Raw genomic sequence first — 14475 nt, forward strand, 5'->3', positions numbered from 1 at the left:
AAATGCAGCATACTCAAAACACGAGCAGCCATCCGTACCGACTCAGGCGAGGACCAGGAGACACCATGAAGCAACAAGCCACGGGGGCCGATGCGTTCGCGCCCTTCCAGCAGGCACTGTCAGAGGGATGGAACAAGGCGCTGGAATCATTCCAGCAATCCGCCGCGCAGGGGGCCTCGGCCTTCGTGGGCGGCACGCCGCTGTGGCAAATGCCGCAGGCAGCCAAGATGCCCGAGCTGCCCAAGATCTCCATCGACCCCGAAAAGCTTCAATCGATCCAGCAGCAATACGTTGCCGAGGCGACCGAGCTCTGGCGCCAGGGCTTCGCCGCCAAGCCCGAGGGCGACAAGCGCTTTGCATCCGACGCCTGGGGCGGCAATCCGCTCGCTGCCTTCTCGGCGGCCGTGTACCTGCTCAACGGCCGCACCATGCTGAACATGGCCGAGGCCATCGACGCCGACGAAAAAACCAAGGCCCGCCTGCGCTTTGCCGTGGAGCAGTGGATGGCCGCGTCGTCGCCCAGCAATTCGCTGGCGCTGAACGCCGAGGCGCAGAAAAAAGCCATCGAGACCCAGGGCGAGAGCATTGCCAAGGGCATTCAGAACCTGCTGCACGACATCAAGCAGGGCCACCTCAGCATGACCGACGAGAGCGCCTTCGAAGTGGGGCGCAACGTGGCCACCACCGAGGGCGCGGTGGTGTTCGAGAACGAGCTGTTCCAGCTGCTCGAATACAAGCCGCTCACGGCCAAGGTGTACGAGCGGCCCTTCCTGCTGGTGCCGCCCTGCATCAACAAGTTCTACATACTCGACCTGCAGCCCGAAAACTCGCTGATCCGCTATGCCAACGAGCAGGGCCACCGCGTGTTTGTGGTGAGCTGGCGCAACCCCGACGAATCGCTGGCCAACGCCACGTGGGACGACTACATCGAGAACGCCGCTATCAAGGCGATTCACACGGTGCAGGAAATCAGCGGAAGCAAGCAGATCAATGCGCTGGGCTTCTGCGTGGGCGGCACCATCCTGAGCACCGCGCTGGCCGTGCTTGCGGCACGCGGCGAAAAGCCGGCGGCGTCGGTCACGCTGCTCACCACGTTCCTCGACTTCAGCGACACGGGCATTCTCGACATCTTCGTGGACGAGCCGATGGTGCAGTACCGCGAAATGCAGCTCGGCAAGGGCGGGCTGCTGCCGGGCGGCGACCTGGCCTCCACCTTCAGCTTTCTGCGCCCGAACGACCTGGTGTGGAACTACGTGGTCGGCAATTACCTGAAGGGCGAAACCCCGCCGCCGTTCGACCTGCTTTACTGGAACAGCGACGCCACCAACCTGCCGGGCCCGTTCTACACCTGGTACCTGCGTAACACGTACCACGAGAACAAGCTCGCCAAGCCCAATGCGCTTTCGGTGTGCGGCCAGAAGGTCGACCTCGGCAAGATCGACATCCCGGCCTATATCTACGGCTCGCGCGAAGACCACATCGTGCCGATTGGCGGCGCCTATGCGTCCACGCAGCTGCTGCCCGGCAAGAAGCGCTTCGTCATGGGCGCTTCGGGCCACATTGCCGGCGTGATCAACCCGCCCGCCAAGAAAAAGCGCAGCCACTGGATCCGCGAGGACGGCAAGTTTCCGAAGACGCAGGCCGAATGGCTGGCCGGCGCCACGGAGCACCCCGGCAGCTGGTGGACCGACTGGGCCCAATGGCTCAAGGGTCATGCGGGCAAGCAGGTTCCCGCGCCCAAGACCTACGGCAACGGCAAGGCTTACAAGGCCATCGAGCCGGCACCGGGGCGCTACGTCAAGGCCCGCGCCTGACATAGCTCAACGCAACAGCCGACAGCCGCACACACAATCCCACGCACCCGCTTCATTCAAATCACTTCAACGGAGAATTTCATGGAAGACATCGTCATCGTTTCGGCTGCACGCACGGCGGTCGGCAAGTTCGGCGGCTCGCTCGCCGGCATTGCGGCCACGGAGCTGGGCGCCCTCGTGATCAAGGAAGTGATTGCACGCGCGAACCTCACGGCCGAGCAGGTCGGTGAAGCCATCATGGGCCAGGTGCTGGCCGCCGGCGCGGGCCAGAACCCCGCGCGGCAGGCGTGGCTGAAGAGCGGCGGTGCCAAGGAAACCCCGGCGCTCACCATCAATGCGGTGTGCGGCTCGGGCCTGAAGGCGGTCATGCTCGCGGCGCAGGCCGTGGCTACGGGCGACAGCGAAATCGTGATTGCCGGCGGCCAAGAGAACATGAGCATGGCGCCGCACGTGCTGCCCAACTCGCGCAACGGCCAGCGCATGGGCGACTGGAAAATGGTCGACACCATGATCGTCGACGGCCTGTGGGACGTGTACAACCAGTACCACATGGGCATCACGGCCGAGAACGTGGCCAAGAAGTTCGGCATCGACCGCTCGGCGCAAGATGAGCTCGCCCTGGGCAGCCAGACCAAGGCCGCGGCCGCGCAAGATGCCGGCAAGTTCAAGGACGAGATCGTGCCGGTGAGCATTCCGCAGAAGAAGGGCGACCCGCTCGTCTTCGACAAGGACGAGTTCATCAACCGCAAGACGAGCGCCGAAGGCCTGGCGGGCCTGCGCCCCGCGTTCGACAAGGCCGGCGGCGTGACCGCGGGCAATGCCTCGGGCCTGAACGACGGCGCCGCCGCCGTGATGGTGATGACGGCCAAGAAGGCCGCCGCCCTGGGACTGAAGCCGCTGGGCCGCATTGCAAGCTACGCCACCGCAGGCCTCGACCCGGCCATCATGGGCATGGGTCCGGTGCCCGCGTCGACCAAGGCGCTGCAGCGCGCCGGCTGGAAGGCCGCCGACCTCGACCTGCTCGAGATCAACGAGGCCTTTGCCGCGCAGGCTTGCGCTGTGAACAAGGAAATGGGCTGGGACGTGAACAAGGTGAACGTGAATGGCGGCGCCATCGCCATCGGTCACCCCATCGGCGCGTCGGGTTGCCGCATTCTCGTGACGCTGCTGCACGAAATGCAGCGGCAGAACGCCAAGAAGGGCATTGCGTCGCTGTGCATCGGCGGCGGCATGGGCGTGGCGCTGACTATCGAGCGCTAAGCTTTCTTTCGGGGCGCTGCCGTTCTTCAGGGCGGCGCACCCGCCGACGGGGTACCTTTCTCCGCGAATGTCCCCCGGCCTTCGGCCTCCTCCTTTATTTCGCTGCGCAAGGCACCCCATCGACGGGTGCGTTACACAGAGTGGTGGTTGATCAGCGGTACACCGGCAGCGTGCCCTAGTGCACAGGGCATCGGGTGCTCCGCGCAGCGAAATAAAGGAGGAGGGGCGCAGCCCCGGGGGACATTCGCGGAGGGGAGTACCCGGTGGCCTTTGCACCAGCCCTGAACAGCAGCCCTGAATAGCAGACGCCACCTTGTTCACCGCCCAAATTTTCAGCAAACTGATTATTTCCCTTGTAAAACAACAACTTAAATAGCGTTTACAAGGAAGCACATCAGTTATCCCCAAAGTTGTCCACGGAAAATGGGGACGGCACCGGCTTCTTCACAATTCGCTCGCAAGTCCTTGTTTTATTGGCCTGCGGCACCGGGTTTCAGTCAAATGGCAGCCTGCTCACCCGCATAGTGCCGGCACAGCGTTTCGACCAGCGCTTGCGCATAGATCGGCAACGCCGCCCGGTCTCGCACCAGCAAGTACCGCTCCCGCACACACCACGCATCGCTCAGGTCGATCAGCGCGAGCTGCATGCTCTCCTGGTTGCGGCGTGCGGCCGATTCGGGCACCACGCCAATGCCCACGCCGCTGCCGATCATTCGGCACATCGCATCAAAGCTGCTCAGCTGGATACGCAGCTTCTGCCGCTTGCCGAGGTTGTCGGTAATTTGTGCGAGAAAAGTCTGCAGCGTGCTGCCTTGCTGCATGCCGATCGCGTCTTCGTCCAGCGTCTCGGCAAATGAAATCTTCCGGCGCTTTGCGAAGCGGTGCTTGCGGGATGTGACGAGCACCAGCCGGTCGGTGCTGAAGTGAATGGCTTCCAGGCCCAGCGTATCGACGCGCCCCGCCACGATGCCGATGTCGGCGCGGCCGTCGAGCACACCGCGCGGGATCTGAGCATTCGGTTTTTCCTGAAGGTCGACGTTGATGCGCGGGTTGTGCGCAAGGAAGCCGGGCAATATTTCGGGCAGGAAATCGGTCACTGCCGTGGTGTTGGCGAACACGCGCAGGTGGCCGCGCAGGCCGCCGCCGTATTCGAGCAGGTCGGCGCGCAGTTGCTCCGTTTGATGCAGCACCAGGCGGGCATGGTGCAGAAAGGCTTCTCCCGGCGGCAGCAGGCGCACGCCGCGTGCTTCGCGCTGCAGCAGCTGCAAGCCCGCCTGTGTTTCGAGCGCCTTGATGCGCGCACTGGCCGCCGCAAGCGACAGGTGCTGCCGCTCGGCGGCCCGCGTGAGGTTGCCGAGTTCGGCCGTGGCAACGAAAAGGCGCAGGTCGGTCAGGTCGAAGAGCATGGACCATCGTACCCAAGCCTTCGGTAAATCAGAAGGCTGGGTTCCGAAATCGCAGATTGCGCGCAGGGGTAGGGCGGAACACCATGCGGCCATGGAGACAAAGACATGAGATTTCGCGCACTGGCCTTTCTTTCGTTCGCCGCCGCATTGATTGCCGCAGGCCCTGCAACCGCGCAGCCTTACCCCTCGCGCCCCGTCACCCTCATCGTGCCGCAGGCCGCGGGCGGCACCAACGACATCGTGGGTCGCCTCGTGGGCCAGAAGATCGGCGAGGTGATGAACGCCAGCGTGGTGGTCGACAACCGGCCCGGCGCGGGCGGCAACATCGGCACGCAGCTCGTCGCCAAGGGCCCGAAGGACGGCTACACGCTGCTCGTGACCATCAGCAGCAGCCAGGCCATCAACCCGGCGCTCTACAAGAACGCCGCTTTCGACCCGGTGAAGGACTTCAAGCCCGTCGGCCTGATCGGCGCGGTGCCCAACGTGCTGCTGGTCAACCCTTCGTTTCCGGCCAAGGACTTCAACGAGTTCCTGAAGCTCGCGCGGGAGAAGGGCGCCAACTACCAGTACGCCTGCGCCGGCAACGGCACGCTCAACCACCTGCTTGGCGAAATGCTCAACAGCATGGCCGGCATCTCCCTGCAGCACGTGCCGTACAAGGGCGTGGCGCCTGCGCTGAACGACGTGCTCGGCGGGCAACTGCCCATCGTGTTCGCCAGCCTGCCTTCGGCGCTTTCGCACATCAAGGCCGGCAAGCTGCGCGCGCTGGCCGTGAGCGGCGACAAGCGCTCGCCGGTGCTGCCCGGCGTGCCCACCATTGCCGAGGCGGTGCCGGGCTACAACGGCACGCTGTGGATCGGCCTGTTCGCGCCTGCGGGCGTGCCGGCCGACGTGCTCGCCACGCTGCAAGACGCCACGCGCAAGGCGCTCGCCGCAAAGGACCTGCGCGACAAGCTCGACCAGCAGGGCGTCGAGATCGCAGCGCCCACCACGCCGGAGCAGTTTTCGAAACTGCTGCAGGACGACCTCGCCAAGTGGGCGCGCATCGTCAAGGCATCGGGCGCTGCTGTGGACTGATGGACTGACATAAAAAAAGAACCATGAACAATCACGCGCCGGAAAATTCCTCTCCACTGATCGGCGGCGACACACTCGCAAAGCTCCAGTCATGGCAGGGCCGCAGCGAAACGCTGGCCGACGAGATCACCGCCGCGCCCGTGCGTGCGCTCTCGGCCACGCTGGACCGCGACGACCCGCTGCCCGCCGCCGGCACGCGCCTGCCCGAGCTCTGGCACTGGCTCTACTTCCTGCCGCACCATCGCCAATCCGAAATCGGCGAAGACGGCCATGCAAAGCGCGGCGGTTTCTTGCCGCCGGTGCCGCTGCCGCGCCGCATGTGGGCCGGCGGACGGCTGGTGTGGGAGAAGGGCAATCCGCTGCAAGTCGGCGACGCGGTCGAGCGCACCTCGACCATCGCCTCCGTCACGCACAAGGCAGGCCGCACCGGCGAGCTGGTGTTCGTGCTCGTGCGCCATGAAGTACGAAACGCGCGCGGCCTTGCGCTCACCGAGGAGCACGACATCGTCTACCGTGCCGCGGCCGCGCCCGACGAGAAAACCCCGCCGCCCACACCCGCGCCCAAAGACGCCGCCTTCAGCCGCGAGGTCGTGCCCGACGACGTGCTGCTGTTCCGCTACTCGGCGCTCACCTTCAACGGCCACCGCATTCACTACGACCGCCGCTACGTGACGCAGGTCGAAGGCTATCCGGGCCTGATCGTGCACGGCCCGCTCATTGCCACGCTGCTGGTCGACCTGCTGCGCCGCAACGTGCCGGGCGCACAACTCGCGCGCTTCGAATTCCGCGCGGTGCGGCCGACCTTCGACATCGCGCCGTTCCGCGTGCACGGCAAGCCGGCCGAAGGCAGCACCGACGGCAAGACCTTCAGCCTGTGGGGCGAAGACGCCGACGGCTGGCTCACGATGCAGGCCACGGCCGTGCTCGCATGAACACAGGGAGAACAAGCGCATGACAAGACCCCTCGACGGCATTACCGTGGTTTCGCTCGAGCACGCGATTGCGGCACCGTTCTGCACCCGGCAACTGGCCGACCTCGGCGCCCGCGTCATCAAGGTGGAGCGCCCCGGCGTGGGTGACTTTGCGCGCGCCTACGACGCCCGCGTGGGCGGCGAGGCCTCGCACTTCGTGTGGGTGAATCGCTCCAAGGAAAGCCTCACGCTCGACCTCAAGCAACCGGCCGCTCTGGCCGTTCTGCAAGAACTGGTGGCCGGTGCCGACGTGCTGGTGCAGAACCTGGCGCCCGGAGCAGCCGCGCGCATGGGACTGGGTGCCGAAGCGCTGCAGGCCAGGCACCCACGGCTCATCGTGTGCGACATCTCGGGCTATGGCGAAGACGGCCCGTACCGCGACAAGAAGGCGTACGACCTCTTGATACAGAGCGAAGCGGGCTTCCTGTCGGTGACGGGTACGCCGGACGATCCGTGCAAGTCCGGCAACTCCATCGCCGACATTGCGGCGGGCATGTACGCATACACCGGCATCCTCGCGGCGCTGCTGCAGCGCGGCAAGACGGGCAAGGGTTCGCACATCGACGTGTCGATGCTCGAATCGCTCGCCGAGTGGATGGGCTACCCGATGTACTACGCCTACGAGGGTGCCCCTCCGCCGCCTCGCAGCGCCGCCTCGCACGCAACCATCTATCCGTATGGGCCGTTTCCCGCTGGCGACGGCGGCACCGTGATGCTGGGCCTGCAGAACGAGCGCGAATGGCGCGCGTTCTGCGAAAAGGTGCTGCTGCAGGCGGGGCTTGCCACCGACGCGCGCTTCGACAGCAACGCGCACCGCAACGAGAACCGCGATGCGCTGCGCGCCATCATCGTGGAGACCTTTGGCGCTCTCGATACTGCACAGGTGCTCGAGCGCCTCGATGCCGCGCAGATTGCCAACGCGCGCATGAACGACATGGCCGGGCTGTGGGCGCATCCGCAATTGCAGGCGCGGGACCGCTGGCGGCAGGTGGGTTCGCCGGCCGGCGCTATTCCGGCGCTGCTGCCGGCGGGTCGCCAGAGCGCTTTCGACTACCGCATGGACCCGGTGCCCGCCGTCGGCGAGCACACCGAAGCCATTCTGCGCAGCCTGGGGCGAGGCGATGCGGACATCGCCGCGCTGCGAGAGGCGGGGGCGGTGTGAGCACGGCGCATGCGGCGCTGCCGCTGGAATTGGCGCGCACCTTCCTGTTCGTGCCCGCGGACCGGCCCGAGCGCCATGCGCGCGCGCTGGCCAGCGGCGCAGGCGGCGTGATCGTCGACCTGGAAGACGCCGTGGCGCCCGATCGCAAGGAGGGGGCGCGTGCACAGTTGAGAGCTTCTTTCTCTGCCTTGAGTGCAGTGGAACGGCAGCGCCTGCTGGTGCGCATCAACGCCTGCGGAACGCCGTGGCACGGCGGTGACCTCGCGGAGGTCGGCGAACTTGCGGCCCAAGGCTTGATCGCCGGCGTGATGCTGCCGAAGGCCGAGCGTGCGGCCGACCTGCAGCAGCTCGGTGCGGCCCTCGGGCCCAAGAGCCTGATCGTGCCGTTGATCGAATCGGCCGCAGGCCTGGAAGCCGCGCGCGAAATCGCGGCGGCGCCGCAGGTGCTGCGGCTCGCATTCGGCAATCTCGATTTCCAGGCAGACCTGGGGCTTGCCTGCGACTCGAACGAAGCCGAACTGGTGCCCGTGCGCCTGGCATTGGTGCTCGCCTCGCGCCGCGCCGGGCTTGCGGCGCCCATCGACGGCGTGACGCCCGATTGGCGCGATGCGGCGCGGCTCGCCAACGACGCGGCACGCGCCCGGCGCGGTGGCTTCGGCGCCAAGCTTTGCATTCACCCGGACCAGGTCGCGCCCGTGCATGCCGCCCTTGGCCCAAACCCCGATGAGCTCGCATGGGCGCGCCGCGTGATCGATGCGACCCATGCCGCGGGCGGTGGCGTCGTCAGCCTCGACGGGCGCATGGTCGACGCGCCCGTGGTGCGGCTCGCCGAGCGCCTGCTGGCACTCGAATCGCAAGCTCCGCCCTGAAGGCGGCGGGGCTTCGGACATTTCAGACCAATAACCTCAAGGAGACAACGAAGTGAAAGCAACAAAGAACTGGAAGACACGGGCCGTGCTCGCGGCATCGCTGGGCGCCTGCCTGCTGGCCGCTCAAACGCCCGCCACGGCGCAGGCACCCTGGCCCGACAAGCCCATCACCATGGTCGTGCCGTATTCGGCGGGCGGCCCCACCGACGTGGTGGCGCGCATGCTGGCCATTCCCATGGGCAAGTCGCTCGGGCAGACAGTCGTCGTCGAGAACACCGTCGGCGCGGGCGGCACCATCGCGCCCGGGCGCGTGGCCAAGGCGGCGCCCAACGGCTACACCATCCTGATCCATCACATGGGCATGGCGACCGCGCCCGCGCTCTACAAGAAGCTCAGCTACGACCCGCTGAAAGACTTCGAATACGTCGGCCAGGTGATGGACGTGCCGATGACGCTGCTCTCGCGCAAGGACTTTCCGGCCAACAACTTCCAAGAGCTGCTGGCCTATGTGAAGGCCAACAAGGACAAGGTCACGCTCGCCAATGCCGGCGTCGGCGCGGTGTCGCAGCTGTGCGGCATGCTCTTTGCCCACCAGATCGGCGTGCAGCTCACCACCGTGCCTTACAAGGGCGCGGGCCCCGCGCTCAACGATGTGATGGGCGGGCAGGTCGACCTGGTGTGCGACCAGACCACGCAGACCGCCCCGGTCATCAAGGACGGCAACCGCGTCAAGGTGTTCGGCGTGACCACGCCCAAGCGGCTGTCCAGCATGCCCAACGTTCCGACGCTGGACGAGCAGGGCCTCAAGGGCTTCGACGTGAAGGTGTGGCACGGCATCTACGCGCCCAAGGGCACGCCGCCTGCGGTCATGCAAAAGCTCAATGTGGCGCTGCGTGCCGCGCTTCAGGACGAAACGGTCAAGCAGCGCTTTGCCGACCTGAGCACCGAGGCCGTGCCCATGGACAAGGTCACGCCCGAAGCCCTGCGCACCCACCTCGCGGCCGAAACCGAGAAGTGGGGCAAGGTGATCCGCGCAGCGGGCGTGCAGGCGGACTGAGCCTTTCCCTGCACCGCGGCGCTCACGCCAGGTTGAAAGGCATCTGGCGCAGCGGCTTGCCCGTGAGCCGCGCGAGGGCGTTGGCGAACGCCGGCGCCAGCGGCGGCAGGCCCGGCTCGCCGATGCCGGTGGGCGCATCGGCGCTCGGCACCACGTGCACGTCGAACTCCGGCATGCTGGTGATGCGGGCCACGGCAAAGTCGCCGAAATTGCTCTGCTGCACTTCGCCGTCCTTCAGCGTGATGGCGCCGCCCGGCAGGCACATCGACAGGCCCATGACCGCGGCGCCCTGCACTTGCGCCTCCACGCTGCGCGGATTGACGGCCAGGTTGCAATGCACGCCGGCGGTCGCCCGGTGCAGCACGGGCTGGCCGTCCTTGACCGACGCCTCCACCACATAGGCCACCACCGACTCGAAGGACTCGTGCACCGCCACGCCCCAGGCGCGGCCTTGCGCCAACTGCTTCTTGCCGTAGCCGCTCTTGTCGACCGCCAGCTGCAGCGCGGCGCGATGGCGCGGGTGCTTGTCGCCGAAGAGCTGCATGCGGTAGGCCACCGGGTCCTGCTTTGTGCTGTGCGCGATTTCGTCGATGAGCGTTTCCATCACGAAGGCGGTGTGCGTGGAACCCACGCTGCGCCACCACAGCACAGGCACGTTGACCTTGGGATGGTGCACGGTCAGGCGCATCGGAAGCGGATACGGCTCGCGCATGCCTTCGGTGGCCGATGCGTCGATGCCATCCTTGACCTGGAACGGCTCGAACACCGTTCCCGTGAGGATCGACTGGCCCACGATGACGTGGTCCCACGCCAGGATCTTGCCGCGCTCGTCGAAGCCGATGCGTGCGCGGTGCAGGTGCATGGGGCGGTAGTAGCCACCCTTGATGTCGTCCTCACGGCTCCACAGCAGGCGCACCGGCCCAGCCAGGCCCGCGGTGCGCGCGGCCTTGGCGATCTGACAGGCCTCGACCACGTAGTCGCTCGAACCCACGAACCGCCGGCCGAAGCCGCCGCCTGCCATTTGCACATGCACGCTCACCTGCTCGGGCTTGAGGCCCAGCGTGCGCGCCGCCGCAGCGGCGTCCAGCCCGGCGCTCTGCGTGCCGACCCAGAGCTCGGCGCGGTCGGCCGACAGCTTCACGGTGCAGTTCAGCGGCTCCATGGGCGCATGGGCCAGGTAGGGAAACACGAACTCGGCTTCGAGCTGCCTGGGCGCCCTGGCCAGCGGCGCCATGTCGGCGTCGAACTTGCGCGGGCCGGGCTTGGTGGCCAGTTCGCGGTACTGCACCAGTTGCTTTTCGCTGTCGACCTTCTCGACGGCGGAGGTGTCCCACTGCAGCTTCAGCGCATCGCGGCCCATCTTGGCCGGCCAGTAGCCGTCGGCCACCACGGCCACGCCCTCCGCGCCGCGATCGAGCGGAACGCGCAGCACCGCCTTCACGCCCTTCACGGCGCGCGCCGCGGCGTCGTCCACCGACTTCAGGCGCGCACCGAACACCGGCGGATGGGCCACCACCGCGGTGAGCTGCCCCGGTTGCTTGACGTCGATGCCGAAGTCTTGCCGGCCGCTGCTCTTGGCGCGTGCATCCAGCCGCGTGGTGGGGCGGCCGATGATGCGGAAGTCCTTCGAGTCTTTCAGCGTGACCTTCTCGGGTACCGGCAGCGCCATGGCGGCTTCGGCCAGTTCGCCGTAGCCCAGCTTGCGTCCGCCCGGGCCCAGCACCGTGCCGGCCTGCGTGCGCAGCGTGGCCACGTCGACTTTCCAGCGCGCGGCGGCGGCCGAAAGCAGCATGGCCCGTGCGCGCGCGCCGAGCTCGCGGTATTGCGTGAAGCTGTTCTTGATGGAGTTGGAGCCGCCAGTCAGGTGCATGCCGAACACGGGGTCGTGATAGGCGGGGTCGTTGGTGCCGCTCTTGCTGCGCACCAGGCTCCAGTCGGCATCGAGCTCTTCAGCCAGGATCATCGGCAGGCCCGTTTGCACGCCTTGGCCGAATTCGAGCCGGTTGTGGGTCACGGTGACTTCGCCGTCGGGGGCAATCTGCACGAAGGCGAGCGGCTGCTGCGAAGGCTTGAGTCCGCCGGCCGGCTTGGCCGCGCCGTCGGCCTGCGCCATGGCCATGTGGGGAAACGCGCCGATTGCAAAACCGCCGACGCCGGCCAGCTTCAGGAAGCTGCGGCGGGGCAGGGCGGCGGTTGCATCGGGCTGGCTTGCGGCCATCAGGCGTTGCAGGGCGCGCGGCAGTTCGCTCGGAACGATATGGGTGGGCAACATGTAGCGTGCTCCTTCAGGCCAGGGTCTTGGCGGCGTCGGCCACCGCGGCCCGAATGCGGGCATAGGTGCCGCAGCGGCAGATGTTGCCGGCCATGGCCGAGTCGATCCCGTCGGTGCTCGGCTGCTTGCCGGGCGGGAGCGATTTGATGAACGCCGTGGCACTCATGATCTGGCCGCTCTGGCAGTAGCCGCATTGCGCCACGTCGTGCTTGACCCACGCGGCGTGCACGGCCGCGCCTACGCGGTCGCTGCCGTCGGTGGCGGCTTCGATGGTGACGATCTTCTTGCCTTCGGCCGCCGAGATCGGCGTGATGCACGAGCGGATGGCCTGGCCGTCCAGGTGCACGGTGCAGGCGCCGCACAGCGCGGCGCCGCAGCCGAACTTGGTGCCGGTCATGCCCAGCGTGTCGCGCAGGGCCCAGAGGATGGGGGTGCCGGGATCGGCGTCGACCGTGTGTTCACGGCCATTGATGTGGAGCGCGCTCATGTTCTTTTCTCCGCAGGTGGGGGTGGTGATTTCTTGCGACTACTTGGCGCCGTCGAGCAGCCATTGCGCGAGCAGCTGTGCGTCGGCATCGGGAACCTGCGCTTGCGCGGGCATCGGCATCGGGGCCCACTTTCCGGAGCTGCCGGCCTTGATGCTCGCCGCCAGCTGCGCGGCCGTTCCCTTGCCGTCGCCGTACTTCGCGCCGATGTCTTTCCAGGAGGGTCCCACGACCTTGGCCGTGGCCTGGTGGCATGCAACGCATGAATATTTCTGGGCCAGCGCCTGGCTGGCCGCGGCGGGCGCGGGCCAGGCGATGCCAGCGGCAATGCACGGCACGGCCACGAGCGAAGCCAGAAAGGCGCGCGGAATGGCGGTGGTGCGGCCAGAGCGGCGGTGCGGTTTCCGGTCTTCGTTCATTTCTTTCAGGCCCCTTGTGTTGCGGCGCTCATCGTGTGATGCGCGACTTTAGAGACGGGGGTCTGAAAGAGATAGTGGCCAATGCAGCATGCCTTTTGAAGCGGTGCTTCAAAATACAAGGCCGAATCGCCGGGGCCGGAAGGCCCCCTGGGATCAATTGTGCGGGGGCGCCGAGGCCACCCGCGGGAGCACGCTCAAAGGCCGCCCTGGCAGAGGTACTTGGTGTGCATGTAGTCGTCCAGCCCATGCACCGAGCCCTCGCGGCCGTAGCCCGACTCCTTCACGCCGCCGAAGGGCGCGGCCTCGGCCGCCAGCGCGCCTTCGTTGATGCCGACGATGCCGGATTCGAGCGCCTCGGCCACGCGCCAGATGCGGCGCACGTCGGTCGAATAGAAGTAGGCGGCCAGGCCGAAGGGCGTGTCGTTCGCGGCGGCAACCACTTCGGCTTCGGTCTCGAAGCGGGTGACCGGCACCACGGGCCCGAAGGTTTCTTCGCAGCTGCACTCCATGGACGAATCGGCATTCGCCAGCACGGTGGGTGCGTAGTAGTTGGGGCCGTTGCAGCGCGTCGAACGCAGCCGCTCGCCGCCCACCACGATGCGCGCGCCGCGGGACACGGCGTCGCGCACATGGCGCTCGATCTTCTCGACCGCGCGGGCGTTGATCATCGGGCCGATCTGCGAATCGGGCTCGGTGGCCGGGCCGACCTTGAGCGCGCCCACGCGTGCCGCCAGCTTGTCGACGAAAGCGTCGTGCACGCTGGACTGCACGAACACCCGGTTCGGGCACACGCATGTCTGGCCGCCGTTGCGGAACTTGGCGGCCATGAGGCCTTCGACCGCGGCATCGATGTCGGCGTCTTCGAACACGATGAAAGGCGCATTGCCGCCGAGCTCGAGCGACAGCTTCTTGAGCGTGTCGGCCGAGGCGCGCGCCAGGTGCTTGCCCACGGGCGTGGAGCCGGTGAAGCTGATCTTGCGCACCCGCGAATCGGCCAGCCACACGTCGACCACTTCGGGCGTGCGCTCGCGCGAGGCGGTCACGATGTTGAGCACGCCCGGCGGCACGCCGGCCTCCTCGGCCAGCTTCACGAGCGCGAGCGAGGTGAGGGGCGTGTCTTCGGCCGGCTTGCACACCACGGTGCAACCCGCGGCCAGCGCGGGTGCAATCTTGCGCGCGATCATCGCGGCCGGAAAGTTCCACGGCGTGATCGCGGCGACCACGCCCACGGGCTCCTTCAGCGCGAGCATGCGGCGGCCTGTGACCGGCGCGGGAATCACGTCGCCGTTGGCGCGCGTGGCCTCTTCGGCAAACCATTCGACGTAGCTCGCCGCATAGGCCACCTCGCCACGGCCCTCGGCCAATGGCTTGCCTTGCTCGCGCGAGATGAGGCGGCCCAGGTCTTCCTGGTGCGACAGCATCAGGTCGTTCCAGCGCTTGAGAATCTGTGCGCGCTGCTTGGCCGGCACCGCGCGCCACGCGGGGAAGGCGGCGTGCGCGGCAGCTACCGCCGCACGCGCATCGGCAGCCGTGCCGTCGGGCACGCTCGCGAAGACGTCGTCGATGGCGGGGTCGGTCACCTCGAGGCGGCGGCCGTCGCTGGCGTCGCGCCATTCACCGCCGATGAGCTGGCGGCCGGGCAGCAGGTCCTGGCGTTCAAGTGTCAGAGTCATGTTCGAGAAA

12 protein-coding genes are annotated in these 14475 nt (G+C 67.2%); 7 read left to right on the forward strand and 5 right to left on the reverse strand.

The genetic code is table 11. The features are described 5' to 3' along the window. Positions 1-65: 65 nt before the first annotated feature. Both phaC and GOQ09_RS10400 read left to right on the forward strand, forming a co-directional pair. Entirely contained in the window at positions 66-1814 is a 1749-nt protein-coding gene (gene phaC / locus GOQ09_RS10395) for a class I poly(R)-hydroxyalkanoic acid synthase (protein ID WP_157613353.1), read from the forward strand. An 81-nt stretch (positions 1815-1895) separates the two neighbouring features. Next, a complete protein-coding gene (locus tag GOQ09_RS10400; protein WP_157613354.1) occupies positions 1896-3074 on the forward strand; it encodes an acetyl-CoA C-acetyltransferase in 1179 nt (392 codons plus the stop codon). A gap of 497 nt (positions 3075-3571) precedes the next feature. Here GOQ09_RS10400 and GOQ09_RS10405 read toward each other — a convergent pair whose 3' ends face one another. Further along, positions 3572-4480 carry a LysR family transcriptional regulator gene (locus tag GOQ09_RS10405; RefSeq protein ID WP_157613355.1) on the reverse strand — a complete coding sequence of 303 codons (909 nt, stop codon included), beginning with the start codon at positions 4478-4480 and terminating at the stop codon, positions 3572-3574. 105 nt (positions 4481-4585) lie between these two features. Between GOQ09_RS10405 and GOQ09_RS10410 the strand changes: the two genes are divergently transcribed. Genes GOQ09_RS10410 through GOQ09_RS10430 form a run of 5 tightly spaced genes read left to right on the forward strand, consistent with a single transcriptional unit; the run spans position 4586 to position 9616 of the window. Then, a complete protein-coding gene (locus GOQ09_RS10410; protein ID WP_157613356.1) occupies positions 4586-5557 on the forward strand; it encodes a tripartite tricarboxylate transporter substrate binding protein in 972 nt (323 codons plus the stop codon). Between the two features lie 23 nt (positions 5558-5580). Next, complete coding sequence (locus tag GOQ09_RS10415) at positions 5581-6489, forward strand: FAS1-like dehydratase domain-containing protein (protein ID WP_157613357.1); 909 nt, start codon at positions 5581-5583, stop codon at positions 6487-6489. Positions 6490-6508: 19 nt separating this feature from the next. Beyond that, positions 6509-7690 carry a CaiB/BaiF CoA transferase family protein gene (locus GOQ09_RS10420; protein ID WP_157613358.1) on the forward strand — a complete coding sequence of 394 codons (1182 nt, stop codon included), beginning with the start codon at positions 6509-6511 and terminating at the stop codon, positions 7688-7690. Beyond that, positions 7687-8559, forward strand: coding sequence for an HpcH/HpaI aldolase/citrate lyase family protein (locus tag GOQ09_RS10425; protein ID WP_207309944.1), 873 nt, complete (start codon positions 7687-7689; stop codon positions 8557-8559). Before GOQ09_RS10420 ends, GOQ09_RS10425 begins: the two co-directional genes overlap by 4 nt. Positions 8560-8611: 52 nt before the next feature. After that, positions 8612-9616 carry a tripartite tricarboxylate transporter substrate-binding protein gene (locus GOQ09_RS10430; protein WP_157613359.1) on the forward strand — a complete coding sequence of 335 codons (1005 nt, stop codon included), beginning with the start codon at positions 8612-8614 and terminating at the stop codon, positions 9614-9616. Positions 9617-9638: 22 nt separating this feature from the next. Here GOQ09_RS10430 and GOQ09_RS10435 read toward each other — a convergent pair whose 3' ends face one another. The 4 genes from GOQ09_RS10435 to GOQ09_RS10450 all read right to left on the reverse strand — a co-directional run bounded on the left by GOQ09_RS10435 (position 9639) and on the right by GOQ09_RS10450 (position 14465). Continuing rightward, positions 9639-11888, reverse strand: a complete 2250-nt coding sequence (locus tag GOQ09_RS10435) for a xanthine dehydrogenase family protein molybdopterin-binding subunit (protein ID WP_157613360.1) — start codon at positions 11886-11888, stop codon at positions 9639-9641. A 13-nt stretch (positions 11889-11901) separates the two neighbouring features. Next, the gene (locus GOQ09_RS10440) at positions 11902-12375 is read right to left on the reverse strand and encodes a (2Fe-2S)-binding protein (protein WP_157613361.1); all 474 of its coding nucleotides are present in this window, start codon (positions 12373-12375) and stop codon (positions 11902-11904) included. 39 nt (positions 12376-12414) lie between these two features. Then, on the reverse strand, positions 12415-12792 hold the full coding sequence (locus GOQ09_RS10445; protein ID WP_157613362.1) for a c-type cytochrome: 378 nt from the start codon (positions 12790-12792) through the stop codon (positions 12415-12417). Between the two features lie 194 nt (positions 12793-12986). Further along, on the reverse strand, positions 12987-14465 hold the full coding sequence (locus tag GOQ09_RS10450; RefSeq protein ID WP_157613363.1) for an NAD-dependent succinate-semialdehyde dehydrogenase: 1479 nt from the start codon (positions 14463-14465) through the stop codon (positions 12987-12989). Between the last annotated feature and the right edge of the window lie 10 nt (positions 14466-14475).

This window comes from Variovorax paradoxus, from assembly GCF_009755665.1.
Taxonomy (GTDB): domain Bacteria; phylum Pseudomonadota; class Gammaproteobacteria; order Burkholderiales; family Burkholderiaceae_C; genus Variovorax; species Variovorax paradoxus_G.

Bases quoted from the DNA above. Each gene is read 5' to 3' on its own strand.
- GOQ09_RS10415 (WP_157613357.1), top strand. From the start codon at position 5,581: ATGAACAATCACGCGCCGGAAAATTCCTCTCCACTGATCGGCGGCGAC.
- GOQ09_RS10445 (WP_157613362.1), bottom strand. From the start codon at position 12,792: ATGAACGAAGACCGGAAACCGCACCGCCGCTCTGGCCGCACCACCGCC.
- GOQ09_RS10410 (WP_157613356.1), top strand. From the start codon at position 4,586: ATGAGATTTCGCGCACTGGCCTTTCTTTCGTTCGCCGCCGCATTGATT.
- GOQ09_RS10450 (WP_157613363.1), bottom strand. From the start codon at position 14,465: ATGACTCTGACACTTGAACGCCAGGACCTGCTGCCCGGCCGCCAGCTC.
- GOQ09_RS10440 (WP_157613361.1), bottom strand. From the start codon at position 12,375: ATGAGCGCGCTCCACATCAATGGCCGTGAACACACGGTCGACGCCGAT.
- GOQ09_RS10420 (WP_157613358.1), top strand. From the start codon at position 6,509: ATGACAAGACCCCTCGACGGCATTACCGTGGTTTCGCTCGAGCACGCG.
- GOQ09_RS10405 (WP_157613355.1), bottom strand. From the start codon at position 4,480: ATGCTCTTCGACCTGACCGACCTGCGCCTTTTCGTTGCCACGGCCGAA.
- GOQ09_RS10400 (WP_157613354.1), top strand. From the start codon at position 1,896: ATGGAAGACATCGTCATCGTTTCGGCTGCACGCACGGCGGTCGGCAAG.
- phaC (WP_157613353.1), top strand. From the start codon at position 66: ATGAAGCAACAAGCCACGGGGGCCGATGCGTTCGCGCCCTTCCAGCAG.
- GOQ09_RS10435 (WP_157613360.1), bottom strand. From the start codon at position 11,888: ATGTTGCCCACCCATATCGTTCCGAGCGAACTGCCGCGCGCCCTGCAA.